The organism is Amycolatopsis sp. Poz14 (assembly GCF_006704225.1).
In the GTDB taxonomy this organism is placed as follows: domain Bacteria; phylum Actinomycetota; class Actinomycetes; order Mycobacteriales; family Pseudonocardiaceae; genus Amycolatopsis; species Amycolatopsis nivea.
Window position 1 is genome coordinate 2,446,994 of record NZ_JACLHD010000001.1, and the last position, 21,554, is coordinate 2,468,547.

Genomic DNA, 21,554 nt, shown 5'->3' on the forward strand with positions numbered 1-21,554 from the left:
GTTCGTCACAGGAAGATCACCAGAATGGCCAGGACGCCCAGAGCGATCGCGGCTTGGGCGTAGTAGTGGTGCAGCTGCCCGGTCTGCGGCCGGCGCGCGAGCCGCCCGAGCGCTTGCGCGCCGCCGGACACGCCGCGGACGACGGCCTCGATCGACACCTCGACGCGCAGATCGGCCAGCCGGGCCAGCGCCGCGCCGGTCGCCGCGGCCGCGCGCACGCCGCCGTCCACGACCCGGTCGTCGAAGCGGGCGAGACTACGCGCCAGCCAGTCGGCCGGCACGACGAAAGCCCGGTGCGCCAAGCGTTCCAGCCGCAACCAGTCGGCCAGCGCTCCGTTCTCGGGCAGCGTTCGGGCACGGGTCCAGGCCGCGGCCCCCGCGACACCGGCGACGGCGATGACGCCGGACGCGGCCAGCTGCGCCCAGCCCGGTTCGACGGGCTCCGCGGCGCCGAGGAGTTCGGCGAACCGCCGCGACAGGCCGGGCACACCGCCGATCCCGAGCAGCGCGGCGGCGGCCGCGAGGACGGGCAACGGCGCGAGCAGCAGCGCGGGCAGGCGATCGCCCGGCGCGGTGCCGGCGGGAGCCCAGAGGATGGTCAGGATCCGTCCGACGTAGGCGCCGCTGACCAGTGCGGCGGCAAGGCCGGCGACGTACAGCGCCGGGGAGTGCGCGAGCGCGGACGCGAGCACCGCGTCCTTGGTCACCCAGATCGACAGCGGCGGCACCCCGGCCAGCGTCAGCGCGCCGATGCTGAAAACCGCGCCCAGCAACGGATACCGCCGTGCCGCGCCGCGCAGCCGATGCAGATCCTTCGTCCCCAGCCCGAAGAGCCAGGCCCCGGCGCCGAGGAACAGCAGGCTCTTCGTCGCCGCGTGCGCGACCAGCTGGCCGGTCCCGGCTGCCTGGCCCCCGGCTCCGGCGGCGAGCACCATGAACCCGATCTGCGAACACGTCGAGGCCGCCAGCACCTGCTTGAGGTCCCGTTGCACCACCGCCACCACGCCGAGGACGAGCGCCGTCACCACCCCGGCCCAGGCCGCCGTGTCCGCGGCCCAGCCCGTCGCCCCCAGCAACGGCTCGACCCGGATCAGCAGGTACGCCCCGGCGGCGACCATCGTGGCCGAGTGCAGCAGTGCCGAGACCGGGCTCGGGCCGTCCATCGCGCGGGAAAGCCAGAAGCTGAACGGCAGCTGCGCGGACTTCCCCAGCGCGGCCAGCACCAGTCCGGCCGCGACGGCGTCGCGCCAGCCGCCCGCCGCGCCGGGAAGCCCGGCGAGGGCGAGCCCCGGGACCCCGCCCGCCAGCGCCGCCCCTGCCGCGAGATACAGGCCGAGATCGCCCGACCTCGTGGCGAGGAACGCGATCGCCCCGGATTCCACCCGGCGGTTCTCCTGCCACCAGAAGCCGATCAGGGCGTACGAACAGGCCCCCATGACCTCCCAGGCCATCAACAGGACGACGAGGTCGCGCGCGGTGACGGTGACCAGCATGGCCCCGGCGAACACCAGCATCAGCCCGTGAAAACGCGCCCGTGATTCCTCGGCGCCGAACTCGCCGGCCGCGAACACCAGCACCGCCGCCAGAACCGCGGCGACAGTGATCACCATGACCGCGGACAGCCCGTCCACCGCCAGCCCGATCGGCAGGTTCGCGAGCAGCGGAACGGTCACGGCGGGCCGGGCGACCGCGGCGGCGACCGCCAGCGCGAGCGTCGCCACGGCGATGCCCATGCCGACCGCGGGCGCGATCCGGTCGCCGCTGCGGCGCGAAAGCAGCAGCACCGCACCGGCGACGAGGGGAAGACCGATCAACAGCCACAGCGTCATCGGATCAGCCCTTGAGGTCGGCGGCGGAGTCGGTCAGGTCGACGTCACGACGCCGGAAGATCGCCGTGACGACGGCGAAGCCGACCGCCATGTCCACCGCCATCAGCGTCACCGCGACGAGCACGACGACCTGGCCGTCGGGCCGATCGGGGGAGACGAAGTACCAGAAGGCGGCTCCGGCGACGATCACCGCGTTCGCCATCAGCTCCAGGCCCATCATGATCATCACGATGGACTGCTGCGACAACGCGCCGTACAGGCCGACGCTGAACAACGCCGCGGCCAGCAAGAGAAAAGCCTGCAGGGTCACCGGTTCAGCCCTCCCCGCACCGGATCGTCCGGACGTTTCGCGTCCAGACGGTCGCCGTAGCGGTCGTACCGGCCGCGGTGGGTCGCCAGGACGACGGTGGCGACCATCGTGGCGAACAGGCACAGCCCGAGCACCATCATGACGAGCATCTTCGACCCCATCAGCGCCTCGCCCAGCGCCCGTGTCGGGTCGGCCGGGCGCGGCCGGGCGGATGCCGGCCACGGAACCAGGAAAATCCCGGCGGCCAGCGCGGCGAACACCGCGCCGGAGATCGCGAGCGAGCCCTTCTGGTTGTGCACCATCGTCATCGGCATCAACCCGGCCGGGTTCATCATGTACATGATCATGAAGACGACCATCACGACCATCTCCATGATCATCATCAGCACGACCAGGATCCCGAGGTAGGCCAGGTTCAGCAGCAGGAGCGTGCCCGCCGCGAAGACGAACGACGCCAGCAGAGCGAAGGTCGCCCGCGCCATCGAGTCGACCCGGAACACCGCGACTCCCGTCGCGACCGCCGCGACGGCGCAGGCCCAGAACGCGACTTGTGTCCACATGCGACTGCTCCCTTCCTCAGCGAACGAGCACAACGACAGCGACGACCAGCGCCTGCACCAGCGTCACCGGGATCAGCACGACCCAGGCGATCTCCTGGTAGCGCTCCATCCGCACGGTCGGCAGCCGGCGTTTCAGCCACACCAGCACGGCCAGCACCGCGAGGGTCTTGACCACCGACCACAACCACGGCGGCAGCAGCGGCCCGGCGCCGCCGCCGAGGAACAGCGGCACCGCGAACGCCGCCCCGGACACCAGCAGCAGCCAGCGTCCGCCGAGGAACACCAGACGGTCCACTCCGGACAGTTCGGCCGCCGCTCCGCCGGACGCGTCGGAGCCGACCGGGTGATCGAACGGGCCCCAGAACGCCATCGCCGGAACCGACAGCAGGTACCCGGCGAATGCGGCGGGCATCCACACCGCGAACCACAGTGAACTCTGCGCGGCCACCACATCCGGCACCCGCAGCGAACCCGCGCCCAGCGCCGCGGTGATCAACGCGAACATGTGCGGCAGCTCGTAGGCCAGCCCCTGCGCGATGAACCGGTAGCTCCCGACCAGGCCGTACGCCGAGTTGGCGCCCCAGCCGACCAGCCAGACGGCCGCCCAGGCCACCACCTCCATGGCGTTGAACCAGACGATGCCGATCGAGAAGTCCGCGACCGGCCGCTGGCCGAATGGGGTGACCAGCGACGCGAGCACGGCGGCGGCCAGGAGCGCGACCGCTCCGCTCTGTCCTAAGAGGACATCTGCGGCCAGTGTGCGCCGCCGCTGCTGCACCAGGAATCCGGCGAGGTCGCGCAGCGGGAGGGTCAGCGCCTGTCGTGCCGGTGCTCCCGCGGTCCGGGCGGTGAGCACGGCGTCCGTCGACGCGGTCGCCGCGGCGAGGGCCGCCAGCACGAGCGGCAGGAGCAATCCTGCCCACCAGGGCAGTTCGTCACGCATGGGTCACCCGCGTCCGCTCGAGATCGGGATCGAGCCCGGCGACGATCAACCGCGCCGCCGCGAGTTCGGCACCGGCGAGCAGATCGGGCAGCAGAGCGAGAATTTCGTCCGGGTCCTCGACGGTGGCCGGTGCGGTGCCGGTCGCCTCGTCGAGCCAGCGGTACAGGCGATCGGCGGTGTCGCCGGCCAGCGCTCCGCGGTCGAGCCGCCCCAGCCCGGACAACGACCAGCGCAGCGTCCTCGACCGCCGGACGCGGCGGGCCCACCGGGCCAGCTGGCCGCCGACGTCGCGTCCGGCGAGCAGATCGTCGCGCAACCGGCAGGCGGCGACGGCGGCGTCCTCCCAGCCCGCGACGGACAGCAGCCGCGCGCAGCTGTCGAGCCGTCGCGCGGCGATCCGGGTGCTTTCGAGCGGGAGCGTGTCCCAGAACGGCTCCATGCCGTGCGGGTGGCCGCGCACCGCTTCGACTTCGGCCTCTTGGATCACGTCGCCTTGCAGCGTTGTCCGCACCAGCAGCCCGGCCGGCCACGCGGGCAGCACCGGGCCGAGCGGCACGGTGAGCCGGTCGAGTTTCAGGCCGTCGCGGTCGTCGGCGCGGTCCGCCATCGGGATGCCGCCGGGCATGGACATCCCGCCCATGTCGTGTCCGTGGTGCCCGCTGTGCCCCATGTCGTGGGACTGGTGCTCGCTGTGGCCCATGTCGTGGCCTTGGTGCCCGCCATCGTCCGAGTCGTGGGCTTGGTGGCCGTGCTTGCTCATGTCGTGCCCGCCGTGCCCCATGCCGGGCTCAGCGTCGCCGCCGTGGTGCATCTCGTGGCCGTGCATTCCGTGGTTGTCGGCCGGAGGATGCTGACTGCGGGCTGCTTCGTGGCGGTCCAGGTCGGCATCCGGCGGCAGCACCCCGGAGCGGAGCTGCTGTTCCGCCTCGGTCAGCTTGGCGTCCGCCTCGGCGGGATCGGCGATGTCGGCTCGGGACCGGGGTTCCGGGACGACGCGCCACACGGCTTCGAGGAACGGCTCCATCGCCGGATCCTGCGGTCCGGCGACGATCAGCAGGTTCGCTTCGGCCGGGTTCAGCGCGGGACGCCAGCCGCGCCGGCGGACCCGCTGTTCCGCGGCGAGCCGGGCGGCAGTTCCCCCGACCGTGCTGACGAGCAGCGGCCGCACCGAAATCCGTTGGAGCAGCCAGGCGGTCAGGTCCATCGGAACACGCCTTCCCGCCGCGCGTACCAGACTCCGGCGAAGAGCACGGCGAGGAACGCGAACATCTCCACGACCGCCGTGGTCCCGACTTCCTTGACGACCAGCGTCCACGGGTACATGAAGACCATCTCCATGTCGAAGGCGAGGAACACCATGGTGATCGGGTACCAGCGGACGTGGAAACGGGACACCGCGTGCTCGGCCGGGGAACCGCCGGAGAGGAACGGCAGGACGTCCCGTGCGGTCGGCGCGAGCCGGACCAGCCGCGCGAAGGCGTAGCCGCCGGCGGCCAGCAGGACAACCGCGGCAAGGGCCGCGAGCGCACCCAGCACTCCGCCTCCTCGGTCTGCATCGGTCTACTACGGAGCTTAGAGGGCCGGACCGGGACCGGCAGTTCGACGCTCCTATACGGGTACGGGGTAATGCTATAGGGGCGCTCGCGGGCTGTCGATCTGGGATCGGCTTCGGTGCAGAGGGCGGGTTGGAGCGGTGTTTCGTACGGGTGGGCCGTGGCATGGAAACGCCAGGCGGCCGGTGAGCGGGCGACCTCGGCAGGTTTCCTGTGTTCCGGTTCCGGGGCGCGTGATCTGGCGGGGTGGCTCGGACAGACGAGCAGGTGGGGCCGCTCGACTGTCCTCTTCGGACGCTGCGGCCGGCGGGATGTCGTTGGCCTGGAACTGTGGCGATTCGTCGACCTCGCGCGGCGGGCCCGGACGGCTGGTGCCCCGGCCATCTCCGGGAGAACACACCGCGGCGGCCGAAATCCGCTGCTGGCAAGAAAGTCGCGACGATCGGCAGCGTCAGGTTCCGGACGTCGCGGCTTCCCGATCTCCGCCGGCGGCCGGTGCGGACTCGCGGACGGCGCGGCGCCAGGCCGCCGCGCGCAGGAGGCGGAGGCCGTTGAGGCCGACGATGACCGTGGAGCCTTCGTGTCCGGCGACGCCGAGCGGGAGCGGGAGGGTGCCGATCAGGTCCCAGAGGACCAGGGCGGTGATGAAGGTCGCGGCGATGACGAGGTTGGCGGTGACGACGCGGCGGGCTCGGCGCGACAGCGCGATGACGGCGGGGACCGTGGCGAGGTCGTCGCGGATGATCACGGCGTCGGCGGTCTGCAGGGTCAGGTCGGATCCCGCTCCGCCCATCGCGATTCCGGTGTGGGCGGCGGCGAGCGCGGGGGCGTCGTTGATGCCGTCGCCGATCACGGTGACGCGCTGGCCGTCGGCTGCCAGTTCGCGCACGGCGATGACCTTGTCGTCGGGCAGCAGCCCGGCGCGCACGTCGGCGATCCCGACCTGGCCGGCCAGTTTCCGGGCTGTGGCATGGTTGTCTCCGGTCAACAGGACCGGGGCGGCGCCGGTGAGCCGGGTGACTGCCGCGACGGTGCCGGCGGCTTCGGGGCGCAGCTGGTCGGTGATCGCCAGTACCGCGATCGGCTGGTGCTCGCACCGCACGACCACGGCGGTGCTGCCGCGCTGCTGCAGGGCGTCGACCGCGGAGGCGGCGGTGGCGAGGCCGGCCGTGCCGTCTCCCTCCGGCAGGAGGGCGCCAGGCGAGCCGACTTGGATGAACCGGTCCTCTACCCGCGCGGAGACGCCGCGCCCGGGCTGGGCGCTGAATTCGTCGACGGCGGGCAGTTCGAGGCCGCGGGCTCGGGCTGCCCGCACGACAGCGGCGGCGAGCGGGTGCTCGCTGGGGTGCTCGGCCGCTGCGGCCAGCCGCAGGACGTCGTCTTCGGTGAAGCGCGTACCGGGCAGGACGCGGATCTCGGCCAGCTCCGGGACGCCGCGGGTGAGAGTGCCGGTCTTGTCGAAGGCGACGCGGGTGGTCGCGCCGAGCTGCTCCATCACGACGGCGGACTTGGCGAGCACGCCGTGGCGCCCGGCGTTGGCGATCGCGGCCAGCAGCGGCGGCATCGTCGCGAGGACCACCGCGCAGGGCGAGGCGACGATCATGAACGTCATCGCGCGCAACAGCGAGTCCTGCAGCGGGTCGCCCCACAGCAGCGGGAGCACGAACAGGGCGATGGTCGCGGCGACCATGCCGAGCGAGTAGCGCTGCTCGACTTTTTCGATGAACAGCTGGGTTTTCGCCTTGGTCCGGCTGGCCTGCTCGACCAGGGAAGCGATGCGGGCGACGACGGAGTCTTCGGCGCGGCGGTCCACGCGCACCCGCAGCGACCCGGTGCCGTTGAGGGTGCCGGCGAACACCTCGTCGCCGGTCGTCTTGTCCACCGGCAGCGGTTCGCCGGTGATGGTCGCCTGGTCGACTTCGCTGGCCCCGCCCACGACCGCGCCGTCGGCGGCGATGCGCTCGCCGGGCCGCACCAGCACGACGTCGCCGACCTCCAGATCGGCCGCCCGCACCGTGTGCTCGGCGCCGTCGGGGCCGAGGCGGGTCGCGGTTTCGGGCGCGAGGTCGAGCAGGCCGCGGACCGCGTCCTCGGTGCGGGCGGTGGCCAGTGCCTCCAGCGCGCCGGAGGTGGCGAAGATGACGATCAGCAGGCCGCCGTCCATCACCTGCCCGATCGCCGCGGCCCCGATCGCGGCGGCGACCATCAGCAGGTCGACGTCCAGGGTCTTCTCGCGCAGCGCCTGCAGCCCGGCCCATCCGGGTTCCCATCCGCCGGTGATGTAGCAGGCCAGGTACAGCGCCCACCACGCCCACGCCGGACCGCCGGCCAGCTGCACGGCCAGCCCGGCCAGGAACAGCGCCAGCGCGGCCGCGGCCCAGCGCATCTCCGCCAGCGCGAACAGCCGGGTCCGCCGTGCGGGGACAGCCTCGGCAGACGCCGCGACAGCTGAAGCGCCGGCTGCGACGGTGGGCGACGAGACCACGAGGAACCTCCAAGACGAGCGGGCTGACCGGATCACGATAACAGAACACATGAAGATGTCTTCATGCGTTATGGGGTGAGTTATGCTGCACCGCATGGGACACGGGGTGCAGGGGCGCGACCGCCCGGCAGCGCGGCTCGACGCCGAGTCGGCCGCGCACGTCGCCACCACCCTGCAGGCGCTGGCCACCCCGAGCCGGTTGCTGATCCTGACCGAACTGCGGCACGAACCCCGGCCGGTCACCGCGCTCGCGGAGGCGATCGGCATGGAACAGTCCGCGGTGTCGCATCAGTTGCGGCTGCTGCGCAATCTCGGCCTGGTCACCGGCACCCGGACCGGCCGCAGCATTGTCTACAGCCTCTACGACAACCACGTCGCCCAGCTGCTGGACGAAGCCGTCTACCACAGCGAGCACTTGCGTCTCGGGTTGAGCGACGCTCCCCGCACCGCGGGCTGACCGTCCTCGGAACCCGGGGTGGTGCACCGAGTCCGCGGAAGCGCCCTGCCGGAACTCGACGCCGGTCCGCCGGGGCGGAGCCGCTGTGCCCCCGCCGATCGGTTCCGGCCGGCCGCGCGGGGAGGGACTCTGATTCCCCATGCCAGGAACTTGAGGTGAAGCTGTGGGTGCGGTTGAGGCGTGTCTGTCCTAGGTCGCAGAGCTGGCTGGACTCGGTGGCTCGGCAGAGGGAGGGCCAGCGCCCCAATGTGGCATTGGGTGCATGCGACGCACCCAATGTGGCATTGGGTGCGCGGCGGGAACGGTCAGAAGGGCATCAATCGGTCATTCCGGCGGCGTCGGCTTCTCTTGTGGACGGTCAGCAGGCCGTGTCGACGCGGCTTAAGTTCCTGGCATTGACTCTGAGTCCCTCAGGGTTCCCCTCGCGGACCTGCGAAAACAGTCATGCGGGCATCGATAGAGCATTTCGGCGATCCCGACGTCCTTTATGGACGGTCAGCGGGCCGAGGCCACGAAGGTTAAGTCCCTGGCATTGCGTGCCGGCCTGCCGGGAGACCGGCGAGGTCGGCAACGAGGCCGCTGAGCATGACGCCGCACCCGCCTCGCGCCGGGTCACCGCCGCGCTCGCACAGGCGACCCTCGAAACGGCTGCTGCGGCGCCTTGGCCCCGCCGCACTGCCGTCCACATCTCAGGAAGATCGAAAGGACCGGATCCCGCCTCGGGCAAGTTCGTACATCGGCAACCTGCTGCGGCGCTTGCGTCGCCGCGAGCCGAGGCGAAAGGCACATCGCGATGTTCGGTCGCTCGCCCGAGCTGCCGAAGAGTGCGGTCGGTCAGCGGGTACGTTGCCGCGGAAGAGTTTTGCCCCGTCCGGCGGGGTCGGCGATGGGCCGCACCTGATCCTCAGGCGTGCTTTCGGCCGAGATCATCCGGCAATGCGGAGCGCGGCAGAAGGCATCGATCTCGACCGGCGAGCCTGCCGGGCTGTCGACCCGGGATCAACCTTGGGGTGGAGGCGAGCGAGCGTGCTCGTTCGTACGGTTGCGCCATGGCACCGACGCAAGACAGCTTCCCGGCGCGAACCGTGGAGCTGGAAGACGGCAGGCGGCTCGCGTTCGAGGAGCGGGGCAACCGCGACGGATTCCCGGTGTTCCGGTTCCACGGCACGCCCGGGTCGAGGCGGGAACAGTTTCCCGGCGAAGAGGCGACTGCCGGACTCGGCGTCCGGCTGATCACCTTCGACCGGCCTGGCTATGGCCGCTCCGACCCGCGCCCGGGCCGGACGCTGCTCGACGTCGCGTGCGATGCCGCGCGGCTGGCCGATGCTCTCGGCGTAGACGCGTTCGCCGTGACCGGGATGTCCGGCGGTGCACCCTTCGCGCTCGCGACGGCATGGTCCTGTCCGGACCGAGTGACTGCGGTGGCGCTCACGTGCGGGATCGGACCGCTCGACCGGCCGGGCGCGTTCGAGGGGATGCACGCGCCGAACGCGCGCGAATTCTCGTGCGCGGCACAGGAACCGGAGCGATTGGAGAGCCTTCTCTCCGGCGGGAGCCTTGCGGCGGACTTGCCGGCGGACGAGGTGCGGGCATTCGGCGGGATCGACGGGCTCGGCGAAGCCCTGGCACCGGGCTTGGCCGAGGCTGCCCGGCAGGGCTGGGCCGGAGTGATTGCGGACGACCTGGCATTCGTGCGGCCGTGGGGATTCGACCTGGCCGCGATCGCCGTCCCGGTGTCGTTGTGGCACGGCGACCGCGATTCGCTGGTCCCGTTCCACCACGCCGAACATCTCGCGGCTCGGATCCCTGGCGCGGCGCTGCACCGCTGCCGCGGCGAAGGGCACCTCGCGATGTTCGGCCGCCAGGAGGAAGCCCTGGCGAGCCTGCTCCCGCAGCGGATTCGGTGAGGTGGAGGCGCTTCCGCCGCATCGGAGCGACTCCGCGAGGCCGGCCGAGTTCATCCGGCAGCGTGGAGCACGCGGCAGAAGGCGTCGATCTCCTCGACGGTGTTGTAGTAGTGCAGCGAGGCGCGCACGACCTCGGCCAGGCCGCGATGCTCCATGTCCCAGCGAGTCGACGGTGCGCGGGACACGCTCACGTTGATCGAGTGTTGTGCCAGCGCCGTTTTCACCGCGTCGCCGGTCATGGCGTCGACGGTGAAGGAGACGATTCCGCACTGCTCGGCGCCGACGTCGCGCACGCGGACACCCGGCAGTTCGTCCAGTCGGGGGCGAAGGTCGGCGGCAAGCCGGCTGACGCGCTCCCAGATGGCGTCGAGATCCCAGCCGAGCGCGTAGTCGACCGCAGCGCCGAAGCCGATTTTCGCCGCGACGTTGAATTCCCAGGATTCGAACCGGCGTGCGTCCTCGCGCATCTCGTAGCGGTCGCGCGCTACCCACTTGGCGGCGTGCAGGTCCAGCATGGGCGGTGTCAGCTCGGCCAGCCGTTCGCGGCGGACGTAGAGGATCCCGGTCCCGCGCGGCCCGCGCAGGTACTTGCGCCCGGTCAGCGACAGCAGGTCGCAGCCGATCGCGTCGACGTCGAGCGGGATCTGGCCGGCCGACTGGCAGGCGTCGAGCAGGAACAGCACGCCGGCCTCGCGGGCCGCGCGGCCGACTTCCGCCGCCGGGTTGACCAGGCCGCCGTTGGTGGGCACGTGGGTCAGCGAGACCAGCCGGACCCGGTCGTCGAGCATCTCGCGCAGCCGCGGCACCGAAATCTGGCCGGATTCGTCGTTGGGCACTACCGCCACCTCGATGCCGTGGCGCTCGGCGGCCTGCAGGTAGGCGATGAAGTTGCTCGCGTACTCGGCTTCGCTGGTGAGGACGCGGTCGCCGGGCCGGAACGGAATCGCGAAGAACGCCAAGTCCCAGGCCCGGGTGGCGCTGTCGAGGAACGCGATCTCGTCCGGTGCGCAGCCGAGCAGGCGCGCCGCCGACGGGTAGACGCCTTCCAGGGCGTCGTTCGCGGCGGCAGCGGCCTCGTATCCGCCGATGCTCGCTTCGAGATTGAGATGCCCGATGACGCTGTCCAGCACCGGACGCGGCATCAAGGCGGCTCCGGCGTTGTTGAAGTGCACGACCGTCTCGCAGCCGGGCGTTTCCTTGCGTGCGGTGTCGACGTCGAACGGGGTCATACCGCCTCCTCGCCGCGTCGGGGGAGGGGCGCGGCTGCCGTCGCGCCCGTGTGATCCACCAGTCGCAGGAACGAGCGTGCCCGTTCCTGGGTCGGCCGGGTGAAGAAGGCTTCCGGCGCCGCTTCTTCGACGATGACGCCGCCGTCCATGAACACGATGCGGTCGGCGATTTCGCGGGCGAAGTGGGTCTCGTGCGTGACGATCACCATGGTCATGCCTTCTCCGGCCAGCTCCCTGATGACTTCCAGCACCTCGGCGTGCAGTTCGGGGTCCAGTGCCGAGGTGGGTTCGTCGAAGAGCACTGCCCGCGGTTCCATCGCCAGCGCCCGGGCGATGGCGACTCGCTGCTTCTGACCGCCCGAGAGGCGGGATGGGTATTCGTCGCGTTTTCCGGACAGCCCGACCCTGTCCAGCAGCCGCTCGCCGAGGGCGATCGCCTCGGACATCGGCAGCTGACGGACCTGGCGCGGCCCCTCGATGACGTTGCCCAGGGCGGTCATGTGCGGGAACAGGTTGAACTGCTGGAAGACCATGCCGGTTCGCCGGCGGGCTTGCCGCGCCAGCCGCCGTCCGGCGCGGTCGCGCGGCGAACCGCAGTCGAAAGCGCAGTCGCAGACGCGCAGATGCCCGGAATCGGGCTCCTCCAACAGGTTCATGCACCGCACCAGGGTCGTCTTGCCCGATCCGGACGGTCCCATGAGGACCACGACCTCGCCGGCCCGGACGGTCAGGTCCACGCCGCGGAGCACCTCGAGGTCGGCGAAGCGCTTGTGGATGCCGCGAAGTTCGATCATCGGCTGGGTCATCTTCAGTACGCCCTTCCCATCCGCTTTTCGAGCACGCTCTGCCCGAGCGACAGCAACGTGTTGATCAGCCAGTACATCAGCCCGGCGAGCAGGAATGCCTCCATGTAACGGAAACTGGCGTTTCCCACGCTTTCCGCGACCCGGGTCAGCTCGACCACGGTCACCACCGACGCCAGCGAGGTGTCCTTCATGAGTGCGATGAAGCGGCTGCCGACCGCCGGCGTCGCGATCCGGATCGCCTGCGGGAACACGATCCTGCGGAAAGTGCGCCAGTACGGCATGCCGATCGAGGAGGCGGCTTCCCACTGTCCTTTGTCGACACCGAGGATTCCGCCGCGGAAGTTCTCGCTGAGGTAGGCGGCGGAGAACAGCGTCAGAGCCAGGATCGCTGACGGGATCGGCTCCAGCTGGACGCCCAGCTGCGGCAGTCCGAAGTAGAGCACCATGATCTGGATCAGCAGCGGGGTGCCGCGGAACACCGAGACGTAGCCGATCGCGACGGCCCGCAGCACCCGGATCGACGAGATCCGCGCCAGTGCGATCAGCGCACCGAGCGCCGAGCCGAGGGCGAACGACACCACGCCGAGCAGCACGGTGACGCCGAGTCCTTTGGCCAGCATGGGAAACGCGTTGGCGAGCAGGTCCATGACGTCCTCCCTAGTTCGCCGGCGCGGTCTTGAGTTCGGCCGCCATGTCCAGGCCGCCGAGCCACTGCTTCGAGATGCGGGTCAGGGTGCCGTCGGCGATCATCGCGGCGATCGCCTTGTCGGCTTCCTGTTTGAGCGCGGGCGAATCCTTGCGGAAGGACATGCCGTTGACCTCGCTCTCCAGCAGCGGTCCCACCGGCTTCACGGCGAGGCCGTTCTTGCTGGCCAGGTAACTGCCCTGGAAGCGTGAAACCAGCATCGCGTCGGCGTTCCCGCGGGAAAGATCGGTCAGGCCGAGTGTCGCGTTCTCGTACGTTTTCACCTGCACGTCCGGGATCTTGTCCTGTGCGAAGCTTTGCTGCGTCGTGCCTGCCGACACCGCGACCGTCTTGCCCTTGAGGTCGGTCAGCGAGGCGATCTTCGGATTCGACGCCTGAACGAAGACCGAGATTCCGTTCACCTCGTAGGGCCGGGAGAAGTCGACCTGTTGCTTGCGGGCCGCGGTGATGGTCTGGCCGGAGATCACCATGTCGTACCGGCCCGCCTTGATGCCTTCGATGAACGTCTGGAAACTCGCCTGGACGAATTCGACCTTCCCGACGCCCATCCGGCGCGCCAGTTCGTTGGCGACATCCACGTCGTAGCCGATCGGAGTGCCCGACGGGCCAACGAAATTCCACGGTGGATTCGCTTGTGTCAGCGCGACGCGCAAGGTGCCGCTGTCGCGCACCTTCTGCAGCACGTCTCCGGAGGCTGCGCTCGAACAACCGAGCACCGTCCCGGCCGAGACGATCAGAACCGAGGACAGGACGACCCTTCGCGACAGCTGCATCCGTACCTTGCGCATGGCGGCTCCCTTGGGGACAGAGGAATCTGGCGGCCATCGGACACCCGTCGCGGCAGCCGCTTCGGTCGTGATGCGCATCACTCGAACGAGTGGACTGTATGCCCCCCTAGGGTATGGGTCAACGGGGGTTCACCCGGCTGTCGGACTGGAAACCGAACCGTAACGACCTGAGCGTAAGGTCGCGGCGGGCGAGCCGAGGGCCGTCAACCTACTGCCGGCTGCCTGCGCGAACAAGGCGACGACGCGTGCGCGCGCTTCCTCGCTCCTAACTCAAGTAGTAGATTGACGGTCTGTCCGGAGTGGAAGGTGGACGCTCATGCCGGAGCAGCAAGCGGTGCGGCCGACGCTGATGACCCGGCTCGCGGCTGTGCTGCGGGGAGAGGTCTCGGCCGAGACGGTGGAGGCGTACCGGCGAGCCGGTGCGGGCGCGTACGAGGACTTGCTGACGGCGGAGAAACTCCGGGACCGCCTTGCCGGCCGCGGGGCCACGCTGTGGCAAGCGCGCCCAGGCGAGCTGAGCCAGCTGCTGTGCACCTGGAACGCATTCGCCTTGCAGACCCTCGGCGACCAGTTCGTCGAGGCGGACTACACGGCGGTTCCCCGGACCGTCGGATACCTTCCGCCGGTGACGGCGGAGCAGGCGGCCGCGTTCCTCGGCGAGGTCGAGCAGTGGTCGTCGCGCGCACGACGGGCCGCGCGCGACCCCGGTTTCGACGTCGCCGCCGAGGTGAGCCTGCCCGCCTCGCTTCCCGCCTGGGTCGAGGCCGAACCGTGTCCGCGTGCGCATCTGGCCGCCATGCTCGCCGCGGTGCGGACGATGCGCGACCATGTTCAGGCAGCGCAGGCCGACTTCGCCCGCACCGGAATCCCCGCGGGCAAGAACGCCCTCGCGGCCACCGTCGACGGGATGGTGGCGGAAGCCGAGGGCACTGCGTCCTACGCGGAGTCGCTGTGGTCCCCGAACGCTGACGCGGCCGTTCATCAGCGGGTCGAGAACTCGGTCAAGTGCGCGATCGAGCGCTACTACCTCATCGGGCAGCTGCTCGCGATGCCGGCTCTGCTGGATCGCCCCGACGTCCAGGTCGCGATGGTGTCGGGACCGGCCTTGCCGGTTCCCGGACAGGCGGGCTTCGACCCGTGGTGCCTCACCGACCCGGCAAGCCGGGCGAGCTGGAAGCGCGACCCGGCCGCGCGCCGGGCAATCGATCACCTGTGGCGCTGCGACCCGGACCCCGCGGCGACGCTGACGATCCAGGCGCAGATCGATGCGGCGCTGCGGGCGGAGGCGATCGCGGCCGGGACCACGGCCAGCGGCGCGGCGATCGGCAACTACTACTGCTGCCCCTGGTCGGCGATCTACCTCGTGCGCGCCCCGGTCGTGATCGCCGGCCGCCGGCTGCGTCCGGGGGACCAGTTCACGCTGGACGTTTCGGCGGAGGAGATCGCCGAGGGCGGCCCGTTCAAGCGGGCGCTGCTCGTGGGGCCGTTCCATCCCACGAACGACATCGACTACTGCGATCCGGCGTCGGGCGGCCGCCATGGCTAGGCGCGGCGCGACGTGTCGGCGGGGCGGTCTCCGGGCAGCCGCGGCTGGCGGAATCCTGGCGCTCGGCGCGGCCGGATGCGGCGGGAGCGGTGCCGGATCGCCCGGCAGCCCAGCTTCGCCGGCTCGGTCGTCGAGCGCTGCGCCGCCGGGGACGCGGGTCGCGGTGGAGCTGACCGAGTTCGCGATCCGGCTGCCGCAGCGAACGTGGGCACCCGGCACCTACACCTTCGTCGCGAGCAACAGCGGAACGACAGTCCACGCGCTGGAACTCGCCGGACCCGGCGGTGCCGATCAGAAGACCGGCACCTTGCGCGGCGGCGAGTCGGGGAGCTTCACCGTCACGCTCCAGCCAGGGCGCTATGAGCTTTCCTGCCCGGTCGGCAACCACAAGGAACTCGGCATGGACACGACGATCGAGGTGGGCTCCGCCGCACCCGGTACGTCGCCCGCTCAGCCCAGCGGCGGCGGCGACTGAACAGCGGGGGCAGGCCTGCCCGCAGGACTGTGGTGGGAGAATGATCCCCAGCTGGCCGAACGGTTCAGGCGGCAGTGATTTTCGGCAGCGCTGCTCTCCTTCGCGCGCCGGACAGCCGATCACAGCAGGAGATCGCGTTCGTGTTTTCAGTCCGCCGGTCTGTGCTCCGGACGGTCCGGGCGCAAGCCCCGGAGGAGGTCGACGACGGGCCCCAGCTCGTCGGTCTCGCGGCGGCACGCGATGCAGACTCGCAAGTGCCGCCGGAATCGCTCGTGCTCCGCGGGTCTCAGATTCTTCAGGAGATATGCGGCTGCTTCGTCGGTCATCGGGCAGGAGAGCGGCATCGCGCCTCCTCTCCGGCTCGGGAACTCAATTAGTACTAACCTATATAGTAATATGACTCCATGCGACGTCATCAGCGCGGTCCAGGCGCCGTTTCGCGGTGGGGCCGGCGCGGCGGAGACTGGGGGTGCGGCCGGATCGGCCGGGTTCCGGTCCGGATGAGCCCGTGGATGGCGCTGCTGGCCGCGTTGATGGTCTACGTGTTCGCACCGTGGGTAGGGAGGTGGGCGCCCGGCCTCGGGATCGCGCGGTACGCGGTGGCGTTGGTGTTTCCAGCGGTGCTGGTGTTGTCCGTGCTGGTGCACGAGTTCGGCCATGTGGCGGCGGGGCGGGCGCTCGGGATGCCGGCGAAGCGAATCACGATCGACCTGCTGGGCGGTGCGACCGAATTCGACCGGGACCCGCGCACGCCCGGAGGCGAGGCGCTGCTGGCGGCCGGCGGGCCCGCGGCGTCGGTTCTGGTGGCGGGTCTGGCCGCCCTGGCTGAAGATCTGGTGCCGCTGACGGGTCTGGCGGAGGTGCTCACCCATGTCTTCGCTGTTCTCAACGTGGCGTTGGCCCTGTTCAACCTGCTGCCGGGGCTGCCGCTGGACGGCGGGCACCTCCTGCGAGCCGGTGCGTGGCGGGTCTTCGGAGACCGCCGGCGCGCGACGAGGATCGCCGGCTGGTTCGGGCGTCTGCTCGCGGTGCTGATCGTCGTGGTTCCGCTCGTGCGGCTCCTGGGCGGTGCCTCGACGGGGATCATGTTCGCCGCCGTCTTCGTCTTCGCCGGGGTGATGATCTGGGCAGGCGCGTCGGAGGCGCTGAGCGAAGCCGTCCTCCCGGTGCCGGATGCCGGCAGCCTGTGCCGGCCGGTCCTTCCGGTCGCCGAGCATCTGTCCGTTGCCGAGTCGCTGATGGTGGCCGAGCAGTACGGCGTGCGGGAGCTGGTGGTCCTCGACGTCGAGGACCGGGCCTGGGGAGTCGTGAGCCGGTCGGCGCTGCTTGCGGTGCCGCCGGCGCAGCGCCCGGCCGTGCCTGTCGTGGCTGTTGCCCGGACGGTCGGAGAGGACGCGATCGTCCCGGCTGGTCTCCGCGGACGGGAACTCGCCGAACGCGTGCGCAGCGGTGCCGAGCTTGTGGTCGTCGATCGGGCCGGTGTACCGAAGGGCCTGCTCGCGGAGGGTGATCTGGATCCGCGGGCGGCTCGCTCCTGAGGCCGGACGGGTCGTTCGTTGAGCAGTCTGCGTCTCGTCAGCCGGCTATGCGGGGAACTCGCCCGTGGCGGCGAAGTCCAGTCGCTTGGCGACGGAGACGGCCTGGTCGGCGAAGCGTTCGTGGAAGCGGGCCAGCAGTGCCAGGCTGGTGGCCGTGCGCACCCCGTACGGCCAGCCGGGGCCGGTGATCGTGGTGAGCACCCGGGAATGCAGGGCATCGACAGCGTGGTCGGTCTCGTCGAGTTCGGCGAAGCCGTCGACGCCCGGCTGGCCGATCAGTTCGCCCAGCCGGTCGGCCATGCCGGCGGCGATCTCGCCCAGCCGGGCGAACGTGTCCTCAAGGTCGGCGGGCACGGCGTGGTCGGGATGGCTGAAGCGTGCGGTGTCGGCGATGTGGGCAGCCAGGTCGCCCATGCGCTCGATCTTCTCCGCCGAGTAGACCGCGGCGAGGATGCTTCGCAGGTCGCTGGCGACCGGAGCCTGCAACGCCAGCAGACTCTGCGCGTGATCCTCGCAGCCGCCGCGAGCCTGATCCAGCGCGGCGTCTCCGGCGATCACCCGCTCGGCCAGGTCGAGGTCGGCCATCAGCAACGCCCGGCTCGCCTGCCGCATCGCCTGAGCGGCCATCGCGCACATCGCGACCAGCTGCTCGCGCAGCTGGACCAGCTCGCCGTGGAAGGTCACCCGCATGAACAACGAGCCTAACGCTGTACCTGGACCTCGGCATCCGCACACTGGCACCCTTCCGGATCCGGCGAGCACGTCCGGCGACATCGCCGCCCGGCGAGCACGCCCAGCCCTTCGCCCGGTGCCGAGCATTCCGGCCACGGCAGGCGCTGGGCGGGTAGCGCTTTCGCGCTGTACGCCTGGACGTCACGGCAGAACTGCGGCACCAAACGCGGGCAGGATCCGCCCCCTCCGCGGAAGTGACGTTTCCGCGGGCATGTTCGGCCGCCGAGTTCCTGGTGCGGCTGGGCGGCGTTCGATCAGTTCGGCGGAGGCTGCGCGTTCATCGTGGTCTCGCTCGCTGGGTTGCTGGTCCGCGTGCGGGATTTCGGCGTCAGGAGCGCAGGACGTCCATGAGGACGTCTTCGGCATGGAGATAGCGCAGCGAGTCGACCCACAGCCGGTAATAGCCGGGGCGACCGCGGACGGCCGCGGTGTAGGCGGCGATGTCGGCTTCGGTGAGGGCGAGCAGTGCTTCGGGGAGTTCCTCGGCGGTGAGGTCGGCGATCTCCGCCCAGGCCTGCGCGGAGATTCCGTTGCCGAAGCCGTGTGGCGGCAGCCAGAACATCGGACCCCGGCCGGCGTAGCCGGGGTCGGGGGTGTGCGGGGCGCTCATGGCGTGTCCTGGTCGTCGAATTCGGCGGGGGCGAGGCCGAGGCAGGCATCGCCGCGGAGGAAGGGGATCGCGCGGGGCCAGGACGTTTCGGCTGGGGTCGCTGGTTCGTGGCGGGTGTGCCAGGCGTGTTTGCGCTGGGTTTCCTCAAGCTCCCAGCCCAGCAGCGTCAGGCGGCTGCGCAGGACGTCTTTGGCGAGGTCCGATGCGGCGAGTGCGGCATGGTCACGGCACAGTCCGTGGCCGCGGGTCCAGCGTTCGCGGACGGTGTGGTGCAGGGAGGCCGCGTCGAGCAGTGCGAGTTCGCGACGTTCGGCGAGGTCGCCCGCGGCGCAGGCAGTACACGAGGGTTGGTTGTCACGGAAGTTCCGGAGGGCCTCGGCGACGAATCGTTCCGGACGTCGAAATGCGGCAGCGGCCCTGTCCCGGCGACGTTCGAGCAGGTGCGGCCAGGCTGCGCGAAGGCGGGCGAAAAACCCGGGGAGCGGCGAAGCGTCGAGGCGGTCGGCGAGCTGGGCAAGGCGGGCGTGTTCGGCCTGGTGCATCGTCGCCCAGATCGTGCAGGCGCTGTCGTGGTCGAGAAGGGTGGCGTCTGCGAGGTGCGTCGGGCAAAGCCAGGGCTCGCCGGGGTCGAGGCGGGCGACGTCTTGGCCGAGAAGCCAGGTGGCGTAACGCAGTTCGCCGCGGCTGCGGGCGCGGCATACGGGGCAGCAGGGAAGGTCGAGGGCGTGGGTTGCTCTGTCTGTTGTGGACTGTTCGGTGAGTCGTTTGTCGTCCTCGGCGAAGAGTTCGGCCGCGGCGGTGAGGTGCGGAGCCCGGATGAGGAGGTCGGGATCGGAGGGAGGCGTGTATGGCTGGTCCCGGGCGATGGCGGCGAGTGTGGTCGCGAACGGCCACGGAGCTGTGTTCAGGACGTCGAGCAGGTGGTGGGTGCACAGCCGGCGGATTCCGTTGATGACCTCGGGGTCGTCGAGCCATCGGACGAGGGCGCCGAGACGGCGGTCGACGGCGGCGGTCATTTTGTCGCAGGGATCGCAGTGGCAGCCGGTCACGCCGCCGAGAGCGGAGGCGATCAGATCTCCCAGGAGCGAGGGAAGGACCCGGATGCCTTCGGAGGTGGTGGTCAACAGACGCAGGTGGCGTGCGCAGAAGCCGCCAGCGGCCGCGATCCGGCGGCGGTAGCCGGGATCTCGGTGGGTTTCCATGACGTACCAGGTGTGCCAGTGGTGTTCGGCGGCGTCTTTGTCGCGGCACAGGAGGCAGCCGTCGTCGGCCAGGGCGCGAATGAGGCGGTGGCGTTCATCATCGTCTCGTGGGGTGTTCACGGCTCGCTCCGGAGACGTTCTGCCACTTGGTCGCGGAGAGCCTGCAGTCGCGCGGCGGGTGGGCCGACGCCGTCGAGTCGGCGGCGCATGGCTTCGCGGCGCGGGTCTTGGTTGAGGGAGAAGGCCAGCTGCACGGCGGTGCGCATGAGCCATTGGTGGTACTGCAGCAGCCGGCCGATTTCGTCTGCCAGCGGGGCGCGTTCGCGGTCCACGGGGATGCTGTTCAGTTCTTCGCGGAGCCGGTGGTAGGTGCTGACGAGTTCGCTGCCGGCGTGGCCGATGGCGCCGGGCACGTCACCAGCGGCGCCGCAGGCTCGTACGGCGGTCTCGGTCTCCGGTGCTACTGCCGCGGCGCGGTCGAGCACCGACGACAACCGCGCCAGCTGCTCTCTGGCGGAGAGCGCGGGGCGGCGGAAGCGGTGCAGGAAGCCGGGCACGGTTCATCCCAGGCGGACGGTGAACGCGGTTTCCGGGATGCCGTAAGGGAGTTCGGGCGCGTCGGCGGCGATCTCCAGCAGGCGGTTGTATTTCGCGACGCGTTCGCCGCGGGCCGGGGCACCGGCCTTGAGCTGTCCGCAGCCGGTGCCGACGGCGAGGTCGGCGATGAAGTCGTCGGTCGTTTCCCCGGATCGGTGCGAGATCATCTGGCCGTAGCGGTGTTCGCGGCAGATCTCGATCGCTTCGAGGGTTTCGGTGACGGTGCCGACCTGGTTGAGCTTGATCAAGGCGGCGTTGGCGACGCCGAGGCCGGCGCCGCGGGCGATGCGGGCCGGGTTGGTGACGAAGTTGTCGTCGCCGACCAGCTGGATGCGGTCGCCGAGTTCCGCGGTGAGTTCGCGCCACCCGGCGAGGTCGTCCTCGGCCATGCCGTCTTCGATGCTCCAGATCGGGAAGTCGCGCACCATTTCGACGTAGCGCTGCACGAGATCCGACGAGCTGTGCCGGCGGCCGTTGACCAGGTACGTGCCGTCGGCTTGGCGGAACTGCGACGCGGCCGGGTCCAGCGCGATGGCGATGCCGTCTTGGCCGGCCGGGTAGCCGGCGTCCTCGATCGCGCGGAGCAGCAGCTGCAGCGCGTCTTCGGGCCGGGTGACGTCCGGAGCGAAGCCGCCCTCGTCGCCGAGACCGACGGTGTATCCGCGTTCGGTCAGCAGCGCCTGGAGCGCGGCGTAGACCTCCGCGCCGGTGCGGATCGCCTCGGGCAGGCTGGCCGCGGCGAGCGGGGCGATCATGAATTCCTGGAAGTCGAGGCCGGTGCGGGCGTGCGCGCCGCCGTTGAGGACGTTGAAGTGCGGCACCGGCAGCCGCGGCCGCCCGCCCGGGACGTGCAGCCAGGACCACAGCGGAACCTTCTCGGCGTCCGCGAGCAGACGGGCGACCGCCATGGACACGCCGACGATCGCGTTCGCGCCGAGGCGGCTGCGGTCGGCAGTGCCGTCCAGCTCGACCATTGCCAGGTCGATCTCGGCGAGACCGGTCCAGTGGCGGGCGATCAGGAGGTGCCGCACCTCGGTGTTGACCGACTCGACGGCGCCGAGGACTCCCGCGCCGCCGTAGCGGGCCGGGTCGCCGTCGCGACGTTCGCAGGCTTCGTTCCGGCCGGTCGAGGCACCGGAAGGCACAGTCGCGGTGGCGTGCCGCGACCCGCTGGAGACGGCGACGGCCAGAGTGGGACGGCCGCGGGAGTCCAGGATTTCGCGGGCGCGGAGGTCGGTGATCTGCATGGTGGTCATGACGTTCTCCGTAAGGGTCGGGACG

At 70.8% G+C, this 21,554-nt stretch carries 21 protein-coding genes; 5 read left to right on the plus strand and 16 right to left on the minus strand.

What is annotated here, in order from left to right; translation table 11 throughout:
* Window positions 1–5: 5 nt before the first annotated feature.
* The 7 genes from FKO37_RS12030 to FKO37_RS12060 all read right to left on the minus strand — a co-directional run bounded on the left by FKO37_RS12030 (window position 6) and on the right by FKO37_RS12060 (window position 7,581).
* Window positions 6–1,829, minus strand: a complete 1,824-nt coding sequence (locus FKO37_RS12030) for an NADH-quinone oxidoreductase subunit L (protein WP_101437992.1) — start codon at window positions 1,827–1,829, stop codon at window positions 6–8.
* A 4-nt stretch (window positions 1,830–1,833) separates the two neighbouring features.
* A complete protein-coding gene (gene nuoK / locus FKO37_RS12035; RefSeq protein WP_101437993.1) occupies window positions 1,834–2,139 on the minus strand; it encodes an NADH-quinone oxidoreductase subunit NuoK in 306 nt (101 codons plus the stop codon).
* Window positions 2,136–2,699, minus strand: coding sequence for an NADH-quinone oxidoreductase subunit J (locus tag FKO37_RS12040; protein ID WP_101437994.1), 564 nt, complete (start codon window positions 2,697–2,699; stop codon window positions 2,136–2,138). Before FKO37_RS12040 ends, nuoK begins: the two co-directional genes overlap by 4 nt.
* Before the next feature lie 16 nt (window positions 2,700–2,715).
* Window positions 2,716–3,642: a complex I subunit 1 family protein gene (locus FKO37_RS12045; RefSeq protein WP_101437995.1), complete on the minus strand. Its 927-nt coding sequence runs from the start codon at window positions 3,640–3,642 to the stop codon at window positions 2,716–2,718.
* Window positions 3,635–4,846, minus strand: coding sequence for a hypothetical protein (locus tag FKO37_RS12050; protein WP_101437996.1), 1,212 nt, complete (start codon window positions 4,844–4,846; stop codon window positions 3,635–3,637). The genes FKO37_RS12045 and FKO37_RS12050 overlap by 8 nt, the downstream gene beginning before the upstream one ends.
* Window positions 4,837–5,178, minus strand: coding sequence for an NADH-quinone oxidoreductase subunit A (locus FKO37_RS12055; protein WP_037359835.1), 342 nt, complete (start codon window positions 5,176–5,178; stop codon window positions 4,837–4,839). Before FKO37_RS12055 ends, FKO37_RS12050 begins: the two co-directional genes overlap by 10 nt.
* A gap of 468 nt (window positions 5,179–5,646) precedes the next feature.
* Entirely contained in the window at window positions 5,647–7,581 is a 1,935-nt protein-coding gene (locus FKO37_RS12060; RefSeq protein WP_101441100.1) for a heavy metal translocating P-type ATPase, read from the minus strand.
* A 193-nt stretch (window positions 7,582–7,774) separates the two neighbouring features.
* On the opposite strand from FKO37_RS12060, the gene FKO37_RS12065 reads away from it, so the two are divergent.
* Window positions 7,775–8,137, plus strand: coding sequence for a metalloregulator ArsR/SmtB family transcription factor (locus FKO37_RS12065; protein ID WP_101441101.1), 363 nt, complete (start codon window positions 7,775–7,777; stop codon window positions 8,135–8,137).
* 1,049 nt (window positions 8,138–9,186) lie between these two features.
* Entirely contained in the window at window positions 9,187–10,044 is an 858-nt protein-coding gene (locus FKO37_RS12070) for an alpha/beta fold hydrolase (protein WP_101437997.1), read from the plus strand.
* Between the two features lie 50 nt (window positions 10,045–10,094).
* On the opposite strand, the gene FKO37_RS12075 is transcribed toward FKO37_RS12070, so the two are convergent.
* The 4 genes from FKO37_RS12075 to FKO37_RS12090 are packed head-to-tail and all read right to left on the minus strand — an operon-like array spanning window position 10,095 to window position 13,573.
* Window positions 10,095–11,273, minus strand: a complete 1,179-nt coding sequence (locus tag FKO37_RS12075) for an aminotransferase class V-fold PLP-dependent enzyme (RefSeq protein WP_101437998.1) — start codon at window positions 11,271–11,273, stop codon at window positions 10,095–10,097.
* Window positions 11,270–12,079: an amino acid ABC transporter ATP-binding protein gene (locus tag FKO37_RS12080; RefSeq protein WP_051165932.1), complete on the minus strand. Its 810-nt coding sequence runs from the start codon at window positions 12,077–12,079 to the stop codon at window positions 11,270–11,272. The genes FKO37_RS12075 and FKO37_RS12080 overlap by 4 nt, the downstream gene beginning before the upstream one ends.
* 2 nt (window positions 12,080–12,081) lie before the next feature.
* Window positions 12,082–12,726: an amino acid ABC transporter permease gene (locus FKO37_RS12085; RefSeq protein ID WP_037359837.1), complete on the minus strand. Its 645-nt coding sequence runs from the start codon at window positions 12,724–12,726 to the stop codon at window positions 12,082–12,084.
* 10 nt (window positions 12,727–12,736) lie between these two features.
* Window positions 12,737–13,573: a transporter substrate-binding domain-containing protein gene (locus FKO37_RS12090; RefSeq protein WP_235079085.1), complete on the minus strand. Its 837-nt coding sequence runs from the start codon at window positions 13,571–13,573 to the stop codon at window positions 12,737–12,739.
* 316 nt (window positions 13,574–13,889) lie between these two features.
* On the opposite strand from FKO37_RS12090, the gene FKO37_RS12095 reads away from it, so the two are divergent.
* The 3 genes from FKO37_RS12095 (at window position 13,890) to FKO37_RS12105 (ending at window position 17,132) form a co-directional block, all read left to right on the plus strand.
* On the plus strand, window positions 13,890–15,119 hold the full coding sequence (locus tag FKO37_RS12095) for a hypothetical protein (protein WP_051165933.1): 1,230 nt from the start codon (window positions 13,890–13,892) through the stop codon (window positions 15,117–15,119).
* A gap of 163 nt (window positions 15,120–15,282) precedes the next feature.
* Window positions 15,283–15,594, plus strand: a complete 312-nt coding sequence (locus FKO37_RS12100; RefSeq protein ID WP_051165934.1) for a hypothetical protein — start codon at window positions 15,283–15,285, stop codon at window positions 15,592–15,594.
* 404 nt (window positions 15,595–15,998) lie between these two features.
* The gene (locus tag FKO37_RS12105; RefSeq protein WP_081655054.1) at window positions 15,999–17,132 is read left to right on the plus strand and encodes a site-2 protease family protein; all 1,134 of its coding nucleotides are present in this window, start codon (window positions 15,999–16,001) and stop codon (window positions 17,130–17,132) included.
* A 45-nt stretch (window positions 17,133–17,177) separates the two neighbouring features.
* On the opposite strand, the gene FKO37_RS12110 is transcribed toward FKO37_RS12105, so the two are convergent.
* From FKO37_RS12110 to eno, 5 genes are all read right to left on the minus strand, one after another.
* Window positions 17,178–17,822 carry a PhoU domain-containing protein gene (locus tag FKO37_RS12110; RefSeq protein WP_037359841.1) on the minus strand — a complete coding sequence of 215 codons (645 nt, stop codon included), beginning with the start codon at window positions 17,820–17,822 and terminating at the stop codon, window positions 17,178–17,180.
* 370 nt (window positions 17,823–18,192) lie between these two features.
* A complete protein-coding gene (locus FKO37_RS12115; RefSeq protein WP_037359843.1) occupies window positions 18,193–18,474 on the minus strand; it encodes a hypothetical protein in 282 nt (93 codons plus the stop codon).
* The gene (locus FKO37_RS12120) at window positions 18,471–19,796 is read right to left on the minus strand and encodes a hypothetical protein (protein ID WP_037359845.1); all 1,326 of its coding nucleotides are present in this window, start codon (window positions 19,794–19,796) and stop codon (window positions 18,471–18,473) included. Before FKO37_RS12120 ends, FKO37_RS12115 begins: the two co-directional genes overlap by 4 nt.
* The gene (locus tag FKO37_RS12125) at window positions 19,793–20,233 is read right to left on the minus strand and encodes a hypothetical protein (RefSeq protein WP_037359848.1); all 441 of its coding nucleotides are present in this window, start codon (window positions 20,231–20,233) and stop codon (window positions 19,793–19,795) included. The genes FKO37_RS12120 and FKO37_RS12125 overlap by 4 nt, the downstream gene beginning before the upstream one ends.
* 3 nt (window positions 20,234–20,236) lie before the next feature.
* On the minus strand, window positions 20,237–21,529 hold the full coding sequence (eno, locus tag FKO37_RS12130; RefSeq protein WP_200862802.1) for a phosphopyruvate hydratase: 1,293 nt from the start codon (window positions 21,527–21,529) through the stop codon (window positions 20,237–20,239).
* Between the last annotated feature and the right edge of the window lie 25 nt (window positions 21,530–21,554).

Excerpts from the sequence above, each read along its gene's own strand:
- FKO37_RS12105 (WP_081655054.1), top strand. The coding sequence starts at position 15,999 with ATGCGACGTCATCAGCGCGGTCCAGGCGCCGTTTCGCGGTGGGGCCGG.
- FKO37_RS12085 (WP_037359837.1), bottom strand. The coding sequence starts at position 12,726 with ATGGACCTGCTCGCCAACGCGTTTCCCATGCTGGCCAAAGGACTCGGC.
- FKO37_RS12060 (WP_101441100.1), bottom strand. The coding sequence starts at position 7,581 with ATGCGCTGGGCCGCGGCCGCGCTGGCGCTGTTCCTGGCCGGGCTGGCC.
- FKO37_RS12050 (WP_101437996.1), bottom strand. The coding sequence starts at position 4,846 with ATGGACCTGACCGCCTGGCTGCTCCAACGGATTTCGGTGCGGCCGCTG.
- FKO37_RS12040 (WP_101437994.1), bottom strand. The coding sequence starts at position 2,699 with ATGTGGACACAAGTCGCGTTCTGGGCCTGCGCCGTCGCGGCGGTCGCG.
- FKO37_RS12115 (WP_037359843.1), bottom strand. The coding sequence starts at position 18,474 with ATGAGCGCCCCGCACACCCCCGACCCCGGCTACGCCGGCCGGGGTCCG.
- FKO37_RS12095 (WP_051165933.1), top strand. The coding sequence starts at position 13,890 with ATGCCGGAGCAGCAAGCGGTGCGGCCGACGCTGATGACCCGGCTCGCG.
- FKO37_RS12030 (WP_101437992.1), bottom strand. The coding sequence starts at position 1,829 with ATGACGCTGTGGCTGTTGATCGGTCTTCCCCTCGTCGCCGGTGCGGTG.
- FKO37_RS12110 (WP_037359841.1), bottom strand. The coding sequence starts at position 17,822 with ATGCGGGTGACCTTCCACGGCGAGCTGGTCCAGCTGCGCGAGCAGCTG.
- FKO37_RS12075 (WP_101437998.1), bottom strand. The coding sequence starts at position 11,273 with ATGACCCCGTTCGACGTCGACACCGCACGCAAGGAAACGCCCGGCTGC.
- eno (WP_200862802.1), bottom strand. The coding sequence starts at position 21,529 with ATGACCACCATGCAGATCACCGACCTCCGCGCCCGCGAAATCCTGGAC.
- FKO37_RS12090 (WP_235079085.1), bottom strand. The coding sequence starts at position 13,573 with ATGCGCAAGGTACGGATGCAGCTGTCGCGAAGGGTCGTCCTGTCCTCG.
- FKO37_RS12080 (WP_051165932.1), bottom strand. The coding sequence starts at position 12,079 with ATGACCCAGCCGATGATCGAACTTCGCGGCATCCACAAGCGCTTCGCC.
- FKO37_RS12045 (WP_101437995.1), bottom strand. The coding sequence starts at position 3,642 with ATGCGTGACGAACTGCCCTGGTGGGCAGGATTGCTCCTGCCGCTCGTG.
- FKO37_RS12070 (WP_101437997.1), top strand. The coding sequence starts at position 9,187 with ATGGCACCGACGCAAGACAGCTTCCCGGCGCGAACCGTGGAGCTGGAA.
- FKO37_RS12065 (WP_101441101.1), top strand. The coding sequence starts at position 7,775 with ATGGGACACGGGGTGCAGGGGCGCGACCGCCCGGCAGCGCGGCTCGAC.